Genomic DNA, 12,348 nt, shown 5'->3' with positions numbered 1-12,348 from the left:
CCATGGCCATGAAAAAATTCGCATTCCTTCTCGCACTCCTGCTGCCGCTGTCCGTCCTCGCCCAGGCGCAGGCACCGCGTGCCCTCGACAATATGCGCGGTCCGACGCCGCTGGCCGAAACCACCAGGCCGGCGCCGATGGTCAATCCCGACAACAGCGACGTCAAGCGCGTGCGCAACTACGCCATGCAGCCGCCGGTCATCCCGCACAAGATCGAGGGCTACCAGATCGACAAGAGCGCCAACCGCTGCATGATGTGCCATGCCCGCACCCGCACCCAGGAAAGCCAGGCGCCGATGATCAGCGTGACGCACTTCCAGAACCGTGACGGCAATTTCCTTGCCGAGCTGTCGCCACGGCGCTACTTCTGCCTGCAATGCCACGTGCCGCAGGCGAACCTGGAACCGTTGGTACCGAACCAGTTCAAGGACGTCGACACGATGCTGAACCAGGCCGCGCCAGCCAAGCCGGCAAAGCAGAAATAAGGGTGATGCCATGATCAGGCTGATTCGAAACTACTGGAACGTCCTGCGCCGCCCAAGCATGCACCTTAGCCTGGGCTTCCTGGTGATCGGTTCCTTCGTGGCCGGGGTGGTATTCTGGGGCGGCTTCAACACCGCCATGGAAGCCACCAACACAGAGAAGTTCTGCACCGGCTGCCACGAGATGCGCGACAACGTCTATCCTGAACTGCAGCGCACCATCCACTTCTCCAACCGCACAGGAGTGCGCGCCAAGTGCTCCGATTGCCATGTCCCGCACGAGTGGACCAGCAAGATCGCCCGCAAGATGCAGGCTTCCAAGGAAGTGTGGGGCAAGGTGTTCGGCACCATCGACACCCGCGAGAAGTTCGAGGCGCACCGCCTCCAGCTCGCAGGCAATGAGTGGCGGCGCATGAAGGCCAACAACTCGCTCGAATGCCGCAACTGCCACCAGTTCGATTCCATGGACTTCACCCGCCAGAGCAAGCGCGCGGTGGATGCCCACTCGACCCAGCTGGCCAGCGGCGAAAAGACCTGTATCGACTGCCACAAGGGCATCGCGCATACCCTGCCGGATATGTCAGGCGTCAAATAATTTGCGGTAAGCCGACGGCGAGCTGTGGAAGGCAGCGCGGAAGTGCTGCCTTAATGATAGCGCGCTGCCGAAACCGGCGGCCTGCGCCACCGCTTCAATCGGGGCGTCGCTGCTCTCCAGTATGCGCTGGGCATGGGCCAGGCGCTGGTTCAGCAGCCATTGCTTGAACGAGGTACCGGTGGCTTGCCGGAAGTGGCGCGTGAAATTGCGGCGGCTCATGGCGGCCCGTTCGGCCAGCGCATCCAGGCTGTGCTCTTGCGCCAGGCGGTGCTGCACCCAATCGAGCACCTGCGCCAGCCGGCTGTCGCTGGCGGTCGCCGGCACCGGGCGGCTGATGAACTGGGCCTGCCCGCCTTCCCTGTGCGGCGCCACCAGCAGGCGGCGCGCCACCATATTCGCATAATCGGCGCCCTGCAGCTTGCGCAGCAGGTAGAGCGAGCAATCCAGGCTCGCCGCCGCTCCGGCCGACGTCAGCACGTCGCCTTCGTCCACATACAGCACGCCCTCATCGACTTTCACTTGCGGGCAGCGTTCCGCCAGTTGGCCGGCAAACGCCCAGTGGGTGGTGACCGTACGGCCGTCGAGCAAGCCCGCTTCCGCAACCGGAAAAGCGCCCAGGCACACGCCGACGATGGTCGACCCGCGGGCATGCGCCCGCCGCAGCGCCCGCAGCAGCGCCGGCGGCGAAGGCCGGCAGTCGTCGTGCCAGGTCGGCATGATGACGATGTCCGCGCCATCCAGGGCACGCAGGCCCTTGCCGGTAGCAATCTCAAATCCGGCCGTCGTGCGCATCGGTCCCTTCTCGGCTGCGCATACCGTGACATCGTATAAATGCTCGGCGTGCGGCCCGCCGAAAACCAGGCAAGGCACGGACAGGTGGAACGGCGTAATGCCGTCAAAGGCGATAATGGCCACTTTTTTGCGCATGGCCCGATTGTATCGCATATTGTCTCCCGGGCCACTGTTGCGATATCGGCGCCAGGCGCAGAATCTCTTCCATCAACAACCCACATGGAGGAAACAACATGCCACGCCGCGCCCTGATCGTGATCGACGTACAGAACGAATACTTTACCGGCAAGCTGCCGATCGAATACCCGCCAGTCGGGCAATCGCTGCCCAATATCGTGCAAGCCATGAAGGTGGCGCGCGAAAGCGGCATTCCGGTCGTAGTAGTGCAGCACGACACCCCTGCCGCCGCGCCGGTATTCGCTGTCGGGTCGGATGGCTGGCAACTGCACCCGGAAGTGGCGGCGCAGGGCGCCGACCATGTCGTCAGCAAGAAACTGGCCAGCAGCTTTGCCGGCACCGGCCTGGCGCAATGGCTGGCCGACAAGCGGATCGACACGCTGGCGATCGCCGGCTACATGACGCACAACTGCAATGCCTCAACCATCATCGAGGCGGCGCATATGGGCCTGGCGGTGGAATACCTGTCCGACGCCACCGGTTCGCTGCCTTATGAAAACACAGCCGGCCGCGCAACGGCGGAAGAAATCCACCGCGTTTTCAGCGTCGTGTTCCACTCCAACTTCGCGGCCGTAACGACCACGCGCGATTGGGCCGACGCTGTCAGCGCCAACCGCGCACTGGCCAGTGACAATATCTACTTGTCCAACTCGCGCGCCCGTGACAGCTTGGGACGCGCCTCGTCGGTCTGACGCTTGCCGGCAGGGCCGGTGGCCGACTCCTGCGCACCGGCATGCTGGTCCTGCTGCATGCCGGCGCCGCTTTCGCCTTCGGCGCGCTGGCGCATCCGTTGCGCCGACTGGCGGGCTGCCCAGCCAGTCTGCTGGCTGGCCACGCCGCCCCGCTCACCTACGCCGGCAGTATCGCGCTGCAGCGTGTCGCTGCCGCGCTGTACATTGCTGCCCTGCGGCGCGCCGCGCTGCTCACCGCCCGGCTCAACGCCAGGCGCCCGCGCTTTCAGACTGTCCGGCGCAACCGGGTTCATTTTCTCCTTGCTGATCATGGCAATACCCTCCTGCTGATGGATGCCACCATGATGCGCCCCCTATCCCAGAGCCTGTATCGGCGCAGGGAAACTGGCTTTGTAGGAGATCTTCTTATTCGAAGTATGGTTCTGCGCTGGAGAGCTTGCCGACCAGGAAGGCATCCGCCACCGCCTGCAGCGGGGTTAAGTCAACATCGGACCGGCCGGCACCCGCCAGTTGCCGGAAGTGTTCATACATCGCCGGGTATTCGCGCTCAGGCTCGTCCAGCACCACTTGACCGTTCACTTCCATGATGCGGCCGCCGAGATGCAAGGCCATGCTGTCCCCGGCTGCAGATTCCACGAGGATGCTCCAGGTTTGCTGGCCCACTTGCAGGAAGTCGAACTGCGCATCGATCGGCACCCCGCGCCCACTTACCATTTCCAGCTCGGCCTGGATCGGTGCGCTGCAATTGGATGGCACGTGCAAGGCCGCCTTGCGCACCAAGGCCGGCCCGTCCAGCAGCCGGGTCAGGATCGACAAGGCGTTAATGCCGGGATCAAACACGCCCATGCCGCCGGCCTCGAAGATCCACTTCTGGCCGGGGTGCCATTGCCGCACGTTTTCCTTCCAGCGCACCTGGATCGCCTTGATGGTGCGCGCCAGCATCCATTCACGGGCCCTTTCCACGCCGGGCGCAAAACGCGAGTGCCAGCCTGCCAGCGCGGTCACGCCGTGCTGCGCAGCCATTGCAGCAATGGCTGCGGCTTCGCCCAGTGTTGCCGCCGGCGGTTTTTCGAGGAACACGTGCTTGCCCGCTGCAATCGCCTCGCAGGCAAGCTGGTGGCGCACCTGCGGGGGCGTGCAAATCGCCACCGCCTCGATTTCAGGATGGGCTGCCAGCATGCTGGCCATGTCAGGGTAGCGCAGCACGCCTGCCGGCGCACTGGCCGGCGAGCAGCCGGCCACCAGCGCCAGTCCCTGGTTGCCGCGAATCGCCGGGATATGCTGGTCGACAGCAATTTTACCCAGCCCGACCAATCCGATTTTCAATGCCATTTCAAACTCCGTTCAGCGGCCAATGTCGACACGATACACCGGCGTCACTTTTACGCCGCGCAGTTCCGCGATCTGGGCCTTCCCGTTGAACGCCGGGCGGTGCTCCTTCGGCAGGTAGATCGGCGCGTCTGCACGCAGCGGCAGCACGGTCAGCGTCAGCGCGCCATGCTCGCGCGCCGGCAGGTTGTGCAGGCCGAACTGCCAGCGCTGGCCGTTGTAATACCAGTCGTCGACCATGCGTGTGCCGTCGAACAGCCGCGCGACGTCTCCCGTGAAATCGATCTCCAGCAGCGCCGAATCGACGCCTTTCGGCCGGGTCGGCCCTAGCGACAGCTCCCACGCGGCCGAGTTGCCGAAGACTTCCGCATCCGGCTGGACGGCGGCCCTGGCGTTGCCGCCAATTCTAATCGGCGGGACCGGCTGTGCGGCGCGCAGCTCGCGTGCCGAGACAGCGAGCGCCTGCGCCGGCAGCGTTGCCTCGACCACCTGGAACAAGCCATCCTTGCCGCTTGCCTCGAGCGCCGCGCTGCCTTGCAGGGGCAACGGCAGGGCCGGGAACACGGCAGCGCGGAAGGCCGGCTGGCCCGCCGAGCGCATGACCAGCCGGCCGTTGGCAAAGTGCACCTGGCTGTCGCTGACGACCAGGCGGCGCTCCCCCTGCAGTTGGCCGATGGCCAGCTGGCGCGCCTGCTGCTGCGACAGCAGCAGCACCGTCACCGGTTTCTTGCCGGCACAGTCCAGCGTCAGCGCGGCGCCGAGGCCGGGCTGCATCTCATCCACCAGCACGCCCGCCGCCGAATCGGTCACCCGCCCCTGCGGCGCCTTGACGCAGCCGCGCACCGCGCCCTCCAGCGCGAATTCAGGCGCAATGCCGTCCTGCGCCGAGAACACGTAGACGCTGCCCGCCTTGCCGCGCTCCAGCCGCGCCACCGGTTGTGCGCTGGCGTGTTGCAGGCGGTAGCCGTCCAGGTCGAAGTTGATCGGCCAGAAGAAGTAGCTGCCCGCCGCGATATCCACCGGCTGGCGCGGCAGCGTGACCGTCTTCCCGTCCAGCTTCACCGCAAACTGCACCTGCTGCTGCGCCGGCAGCGCGTATTGGCGGACATGGCTGTTATAGAACAGGAAAGCCTGCTCGCCCTTGCTGCGCACCGACCAGCGCGGCGCCGACAGGTCGCCTGGGCCGGCCGGCACGGCAGCCGGCTTGCGTACGGTCATTGGCGCCAGGCGCGCGCCGAAGTCGTTCATGAAGTAATGGAAGGGCCGCAGGTACGCCAGCACGTCACGCTGCTGGCCATCGGGCCCCAGCGGCGCATTGAAGTCGTAATTGACGGCCGGCGTATCGTTGTAGCCGCCGGTGCGCGTGCTCTCTTCCAATGTCGTCATGCCGACCGGGTTGCGCCCGCCATGGAACATGTAATAGCCCATCAGGTTGACGCCGGAGCCCATCTGCACCGGCAGGGTCGAGGCGATATCGTCCGGCGACACCAGCGTGCGGCGGCGGTACATGGCCGGCAGGCCGGCGCCGTATTCCGCGCCGAGGAAAGGCGTGCGGTCCATATCGGTCTCCGCCGTCCCTTGCTGCGTGGCGCGGGTTTGCGCACCGAGGTCGCCGCTGACGCGCGTGTCGAAGCGGAAGGCGTAAGTCTCTTTCGGCGGCAGCTCGGCGGTGCTGGTGGCCCACGGCTCGTCCTGGTAGCCGCCGAACACGGGCACCACTTCACCGGACGGATACAGGGTCTGGTCCCACCCGGTCACCGTGTAGAACGGCACATCGATACCGGCCTTCAGCGCCATGCCCTTCAGCGTGGCGATGTGCTGCGCTCCGCGGCCCGGGCCGGCCAGGTTGTATTCATTCTCGATCTGCGCGCCAATGACGGGACCGCCCTGCTGCCACAGCAAGCCGTCGACCTGCTTGGCGATCTCGCGGTAGAAGCGCTCCACATGCTTCAGGTATTGCGGGTCGTCCTGGCGCGTCGGCATGGCGTCGACCACCCAGTCGGGAATGCCGCCGTAGCGCACTTCCGCATGCGACCAGGGGCCGATGCGTATCCACACCTCCAGCCCGGCCTTGCCGGCAAGCTGGATGAAGCGCCGCAGGCCGCGGTTGCCGCTCCAGTTGAATTTCCCTTCCTTCTCTTCATGGTGGTTCCAGATGATGTAGCTGGCCACCACGTTAATACCAGCCGACTTCATCTTGGCCAGTTCGGACGCCCAGCTCTCCGCCGGGCTGCGCGAATAATGGAATTCGCCCATCACCGGCAGCCAGGGCTGGCCGTCGCGCGTCAGGTATTGGTTGTTGATGCCAAGGACATGGCCGCCGGGTGCGGCGGCCGCGCCCATCTTGATGTGGCCGGACAAAGGCGCCGGTGCGGGAGCGCTGGCATCGACGGCCAGCACCTGTCCGGCCTGGGCCGCATGCGCAACGGCCATCGCGGCCAGGCAAAGTGTGTTACGGATCATCGGCATACCTCGATCAGAACTTGTAGCTCAGGCCCAGGTTGTAGCGGCGCCCATACTCCATCACATTCTGCATGTATGGATTATTGGACTGGGTTTCCACCACTTTCTGGTTGGTGATGTTGTCCAGGCCCAGGCGCAGCTGCAGTTGCGGGGTCAGCCCTTTCGAGAAATTGGCGGAAACATAGGTCTCGGCCGGATTCTCGATTATGTAGCCTGCGGTCCAGCGCGGCATGCGCACGAAGGCGCTATGGTAGTTGGCCGACAGGCGCGCTTCGTAGCCGGCTTTTTCGTACCACAGTGTCAGGCCGCCATTGCGCTTCATCAGGCCCACCATCGGGTATTCGTTGGTGTATTCCTTGATGCTGCTGTCGTTGTACGAGAAATTCGCAGCCACGCCGAGGCCGTCGAACGGGGCCGGCAGGCCGGTGAAGGCATGCTGCGCCACCAGCTCCAGGCCCCGCACATTGCCGCCCTTGCCGTTCACGGAACGGGTCAGGGTTGCGGCGCGGCCGTTGACGGTCGTGTTGTCGGTGGTGATGCCGATGTAGTCCGACACCTTCTTGTAGAACACGCCAGCCGACAGCAGCGACCCTTTCTCAAAGTAGTACTGCCACGACAGGTCGACCTGGTTCGACATCATCGGCAGCAGGCCGGGATTGCCGGCGCTGCCGGTGACCGGCTGCTGCGAGCCCGGGTTGGTATCGATCGCCAGCTGGCGCGAAGCGCGCATTTCATCCATCGGTGCACGCGACATGGCGCGCGCCACGCTGAAGCGAACTTGCTGCTTTTGCGCCTGGTCCAGGTTGAAGATCAGGTTCACGCTGGGCAGCACGCGGGTATACGACGCGCCGCCTTCCGCCGGCGTGGGCGCCGCGCCGTTGACCGACTCCATGCCGGTGCCGGTCTGGCGGGTATGCACCACGCGCACGCCGGCATTGCCGCGGAACGTCTTGCCGAACAACTCGCCTTCCAGGTCGGCCTGGGCGTAGACACTGCTGTTCTTTTCCTTGACCTTCCAACCGGCCAGCAGGTCGCTGGCGCCCGGGGTCCGGCCATCCGGGCTGAATGCATCCGCGCCCCACAGGCCACTGGCGGCGCCTATGAAGTCCTTCAGCACGATGAACGGAGCGAAGCCGGAGACATTCACCGTTTCATAAGCCGAAGCCGGGATAGCGGTATTGGAAGCCAGGTTCCAGGTGGTCTGGCGGTACTTCTTCTCGCGCTCGGCAAAGCGCGCCCCGAACTTGATGCGGCTTACCACACCGGCCTCAAGCGGACGCCAGGCGCTCAGTTGCGCAGAGCTCAGGCGATCGTCGACGTGGCCATCGGTATCGACATACAAGGTTGGGTTGCCGAAAGCTGCCGGGTTGCCCGAATCGTGGCTGAAGCTGAAGTCCTGGGTTTGGTCGCCGGTGAAAGCCCATGTGATGGTGCCGTTGTCCAGGGCGAACTGGCGCACATCGCGCCATGCGCTGTCGCGGCCCGCCGAGGAGGTGGCGATATCGGCATCGACCTTCCATTGACCGACGTTGAACTTGCCGTTCAGGCCTGCGGCCAGGTTGTCCATGTCCTGCGTCCACAGCGTGCTGTTGGTAGTCAGGCCCACGTTGTTCACGGTGGCGCCAACCACATAGCCGTTGCGAACCTCGAGGTTCGAATAATTCGCACTTTGCCAGCCGTCCCAGTTGCCAAGGTCGCCCGTCCAATGCGACATGGCAGGCTCGCGGATCTTGTTCCTGGCGTAGTAGACGTCGGCGGTAATCATCGCGTCCGGGCCGGCCTTCCATTCCACCTTGCCCAAGACGCTGCCACGCTCATTGGTGCCGCGCTTCAATTCCGTCTCGAAGCCCCATGGCGTCCTGTCCACCTTGCCGTCGCCATCGATGTCGGCCGAGTGGTCTTCGTTGAAGCCCCAATGGTTCTTGCGCTTCTCCACCGAAGGCTGCTTCTGGTAGCTGAAGGCCAGGGCCATACCAACGTTCCTGTCGGCGAACTGGTCGATGTAAATGCCGCCCAGGCGCGGTCGAACCGCCCTGGCATCGAGGTCGCGCGCCTCCTGGTAATACAGCGCATCTGCCTTCAGCGAAGCCTGGCGGCCGTTGTACTTGAGCGGCGATACGGTTTGCAGGTCGATGCTGGAGGCGACGCCGCCCTCCACCAGGTCTGCATTCTGGGTCTTGTAGACGATGGCGCCGGACAGGGATTCAGACGGGAACTGCTCGAAACGCACGGCGCGGTTCGGCTCCGACGAAGCCAGCTCGCGGCCATTCAAGGTCGCACCGATAAAGCGCTCGCCCATGCCGCGCGCAATGATCTGGCTGGCGTTGCCGCGATCCAGGCCGGCGGCCAGGCCCGGCAGGCGGGCCAGCGATTCGGCAATGGTGGTATCCGGCAGCTTGCCGATATCCTCGGACGCCACGACTTCCACCATGCTGTTCGAATTCTCCTTGACGCTCAGGGCGCTGCGCACCGAGGCGCGGATACCGGAAACAGTGACCTTCTGCACCGACGGCTCTTCCGCCTGCTGCGCGAACGCGGCCGGAATTGCAGGCAGCAGGAACAGCGACTTCACCAGAAAACTGATTTTTTTCTGCTTCATGATCCTTTTAACTTCTCCGTAGTTCTTATGTGATTTGTTGTATTACCAGAGTGCGCCGTAGATGAGGGCCAGCAGCACGCACACCACGGCCGATCCGATCGCAAAGCCGCGGTCGACGCGGAACAGCTGGCGCTCCACCAGCATGGCCTTCGCCTCGCCATCGCGCCGGTCCACGAGGCTGATCAGCACCATGCCCGCAACCACGGCCCAGAACACCAGGAACATGCGGTCGATAAACGGAATCTCGTAGACACCGCTGCCGTTGTCGGCGGCGAAGCCGATTGGCGCCAGGAAGGACAAGTCCATCATCGCCGGCAGGAACTTGAGGATGATGGAGAACACCAGCCCGCCCACGGTCGCAAACATGGCAGCGGCGTTGGTGGCCTTCTTCCAGAAGAAGCCAAGCAGGAACATGGCCAGGATGCCCGGCGAGACAAAGCCGGTGTACTCCTGGATGTACTGGAAGCCGCCCTTTTTGTCGATGCCCAGCAGAGGTGCGATCAGCACCGCAACTGCCATCGACGCCACCACGGTAAGGCGGCCAACCCACACCATGCGCTCTTCGCTCGCGGCGGGTACAAATTTCTTGCGATAGATATCCAAGGTGAAGATGGTGGCGATGCTGTTTGCCTTGCCCGCCAGCGAAGCCACGACTGCCGCAGTGAGCGCAGCGAAAGCCACGCCGCGCAAGCCGTCCGGCAGCAACGCCAGCAAGGTTGGGTAGGCGCGGTCCGGATTCAGCTCGCCGCCATGGCGCAGGGCGCCGCCCAGCGCGCCGGCCTGGTCCAGCGCAAAGGCCGCAATACCCGGCAGCACCACGATGACCGGCATCAGCAATTTCAGGAAGGCGGCGAACAGCAGGCCTTTACGCGCGGTCGGCAGGTCGGCACCCAGCGCCCGCTGCGTGATGTACTGGTTGCAGCCCCAGTAATTCAGGTTGGCGATCCAGATGCCGCCCAACAGGATGCTGAGGCCCGGCAGGTCCATATAGCTTGGATGATCGCGCTCCAGCACCATGTCGAAATGGCCGCGGGCACGGGAGAACAGTTCGGCCGTGCCCTGCAGCGCGCCCTTGCCGCCGCCCAGGCTGGCCACCAGGTCCAGCGCAATCCAGGTGGTCACCAGGCCGCCGATCACCAGGCATACCACCTGAATCACATCGGTGTAGCCAATCACCTTCATGCCGCCCAGCGTGATGACCGTCGCGAACAGCGCCAGGAACAGCATGCAGGCGCCCACGCTCAGGCCGGAAATGCTGCTGATCGCAATGGCGCCGAGGTAGAGGATGGAAGTCAGGTTGACCACGATGTACAGGCCAAGCCAGAACAGCGCCATGGTCATCGCCACGCCCTTGCCATAACGCTGCTCCAGGAACTGGGGCATGGTGTAGATGTGGTTCTTCAGGTACACCGGCATGAAGAAGACCGCCACGATGACCAGCGTTGCCGCCGCCATCAATTCGTACACCGCGATCGCCATGCCGATCTTGAAGCCGGAACCGCTCATGCCGATGAACTGCTCGGCGGAGATATTGGAGGCGATCAGCGAGGCGCCGATAGCCCACCAGGTCAGCGAGCCTTCCGCCAGGAAGTAGTCGCGCGAAGCGGAGCCGGAGCTGCTGTTCTTGCGGCGGTACACCCAGATGCCGTAGGCCGTGACCACGGCGAAATAAAAGAGGAAGACAATCGAGTCGAGCGATGTGATTTTCATGGGCGTGCGTCTCTGTTTGCAAATGCAGGGGAAACATTTGCTTATCGTTAATGCGTGTAGATTAACGAATTGCCTATTCCGCAGTTATGAGGAATAACCATTAAGCTATGATTTTATGGAATAGCTTAGCCGGGGTTTTGTTGACACTTGCATCCTGCACAATGATAATGCGAAGGACCTGTCAGGAATTTTGTGTGCCGGGGTCGCGGTTCGTAGTTAGTTAATCGCGTTGGTGAAGCGTTCACCAAACAGAATGGCAAACTGGTTGGCGGCCATCTTCCAGGTCCGTTGCGGCATCTTCCAATCTTTTTCGATATTGCGCAAGGCCAGGTACAGCAATTTGGTCGCTGCCTCGTCGCTCGGGAAGTGGCCACGGTTCTTCACGATCTTCCGCAACCGCATGTGCAGGCTCTCAATGGCATTCGTGGTGTAGATAATCGAACGTACTTCCGGTGGGTACGAGAAGAACGGAGTCACCTGCTCCCATTGGCGCCGCCACATCGCCGGCACGGTCGGGAAGCGCTGCCCCCACGGGCCGTCTGCAAAGGCGTCTAACGCCGCCGCTGCGGCGTCAGCGTTCGCTGCCTGGTAGATCGGCTTGAGCGCAGCTGCAAGCTCCTTGCGATCCTTCCAGGACGCCAGCGTCATCGAGTTGCGAATCAGGTGCACGATGCAGGTCTGGATTTGCGCCTGCGGATACACGGCCTCAATCGCTTCAGGGAAGCCGCGCAGGCCATCGACGACCGCAATCAGAATGTCTTCCAATCCACGGTTGCGCAGCTCGTTGAAGACCTTCAGCCAGAACTTGGCGCCTTCGGTTTGTTCGATCCATAGTCCCAGCACTTCCTTGCGGCCATCGGCGCGGATACCCAGCGCCAAATATACGGCCTTGTTCTTGACGGTGCCTTCATCGCGGATCTTCAGCCGCAGTGCATCGAAGTAGACGATCGGGTACATCGTCTCCAGCGGCCGCTGCTGCCATTGCGCCACTTCATCCATGACCTCGTCGGTGATGGTCGAAATCAGGTCTGGCGACACTTCGGTGCCGTACAGTTCCAACAAATGCGCCTGAATCTCGCGCACGGTCATGCCGCGAGCATACATGCCGATGACGTGGTCATCGAAGCCCGGCATGCGGCGCTGGTGCTTGCCGACGAGCTTTGGCTCAAAGCTGGAAAGACGGTCACGTGGGATCTCCAATTCCAGCTCGCCGCCCGGTGCCAAAACGGTTTTGCGGCTCTTGCCGTTACGGTGGTTCTTGGCGTCGCCTTCGGTGGCGAGGTGGTGGGTCAATTCGGCTGTCAGCATGCGCTCGGCCAGCATCTTTTTGAGCTGGCCGGCCAAGCCTGACTCCCCGAGAATCGATTCGGCATCCTTGTTCTCGACCTGGGCCAGCAACTGGTCAATCAGTTCAACAGGAAACGGGTACTGCTTCTTGGTTTTTGGTTTTTTAGTGGTCATTACGTCGGTCATGGACAATCCCTTTCGGTATTATTTCATGACCCCAGA

General features: G+C 63.3%; 10 protein-coding genes. 3 read left to right on the top strand and 7 right to left on the bottom strand.

Features of this window, described 5'->3' with window-relative positions:
• Positions 1-2: 2 nt before the first annotated feature.
• Together ACWBU6_RS13050 and ACWBU6_RS13045 are read left to right on the top strand one after the other, a co-directional pair.
• Complete coding sequence (locus ACWBU6_RS13050; RefSeq protein ID WP_452649201.1) at positions 3-485, top strand: nitrate reductase cytochrome c-type subunit; 483 nt, start codon at positions 3-5, stop codon at positions 483-485.
• 10 nt (positions 486-495) lie between these two features.
• On the top strand, positions 496-1,077 hold the full coding sequence (locus ACWBU6_RS13045; RefSeq protein WP_452649200.1) for a cytochrome c3 family protein: 582 nt from the start codon (positions 496-498) through the stop codon (positions 1,075-1,077).
• On the opposite strand, the gene ACWBU6_RS13040 is transcribed toward ACWBU6_RS13045, so the two are convergent.
• Complete coding sequence (locus ACWBU6_RS13040) at positions 1,063-2,022, bottom strand: GlxA family transcriptional regulator (protein ID WP_452649199.1); 960 nt, start codon at positions 2,020-2,022, stop codon at positions 1,063-1,065. The two genes, ACWBU6_RS13045 and ACWBU6_RS13040, sit on opposite strands and share 15 nt — an antisense overlap.
• 80 nt (positions 2,023-2,102) lie before the next feature.
• Between ACWBU6_RS13040 and ACWBU6_RS13035 the strand changes: the two genes are divergently transcribed.
• Positions 2,103-2,738: a cysteine hydrolase family protein gene (locus ACWBU6_RS13035; RefSeq protein WP_452649198.1), complete on the top strand. Its 636-nt coding sequence runs from the start codon at positions 2,103-2,105 to the stop codon at positions 2,736-2,738.
• Here the strand turns inward: ACWBU6_RS13035 and ACWBU6_RS13030 are convergent.
• The 6 genes from ACWBU6_RS13030 to ACWBU6_RS13005 all read right to left on the bottom strand — a co-directional run bounded on the left by ACWBU6_RS13030 (position 2,684) and on the right by ACWBU6_RS13005 (position 12,312).
• Positions 2,684-3,049, bottom strand: a complete 366-nt coding sequence (locus ACWBU6_RS13030) for a hypothetical protein (RefSeq protein ID WP_452649197.1) — start codon at positions 3,047-3,049, stop codon at positions 2,684-2,686. The two genes, ACWBU6_RS13035 and ACWBU6_RS13030, sit on opposite strands and share 55 nt — an antisense overlap.
• A 94-nt stretch (positions 3,050-3,143) precedes the next feature.
• Entirely contained in the window at positions 3,144-4,070 is a 927-nt protein-coding gene (locus ACWBU6_RS13025; RefSeq protein WP_452649196.1) for a Gfo/Idh/MocA family protein, read from the bottom strand.
• Positions 4,071-4,082: 12 nt separating this feature from the next.
• The gene (locus ACWBU6_RS13020; protein WP_452649195.1) at positions 4,083-6,530 is read right to left on the bottom strand and encodes a beta-galactosidase; all 2,448 of its coding nucleotides are present in this window, start codon (positions 6,528-6,530) and stop codon (positions 4,083-4,085) included.
• A gap of 13 nt (positions 6,531-6,543) precedes the next feature.
• On the bottom strand, positions 6,544-9,129 hold the full coding sequence (locus ACWBU6_RS13015; protein WP_452649194.1) for a TonB-dependent receptor: 2,586 nt from the start codon (positions 9,127-9,129) through the stop codon (positions 6,544-6,546).
• A gap of 42 nt (positions 9,130-9,171) precedes the next feature.
• Complete coding sequence (locus ACWBU6_RS13010) at positions 9,172-10,839, bottom strand: sodium:solute symporter family transporter (protein ID WP_452649193.1); 1,668 nt, start codon at positions 10,837-10,839, stop codon at positions 9,172-9,174.
• 216 nt (positions 10,840-11,055) lie between these two features.
• The gene (locus ACWBU6_RS13005; protein WP_452645046.1) at positions 11,056-12,312 is read right to left on the bottom strand and encodes an IS256 family transposase; all 1,257 of its coding nucleotides are present in this window, start codon (positions 12,310-12,312) and stop codon (positions 11,056-11,058) included.
• Between the last annotated feature and the right edge of the window lie 36 nt (positions 12,313-12,348).

The organism is Pseudoduganella sp. HUAS MS19 (genome assembly GCF_053615455.1).
This window is presented reverse-complemented; position numbering and strand designations above follow the sequence as displayed.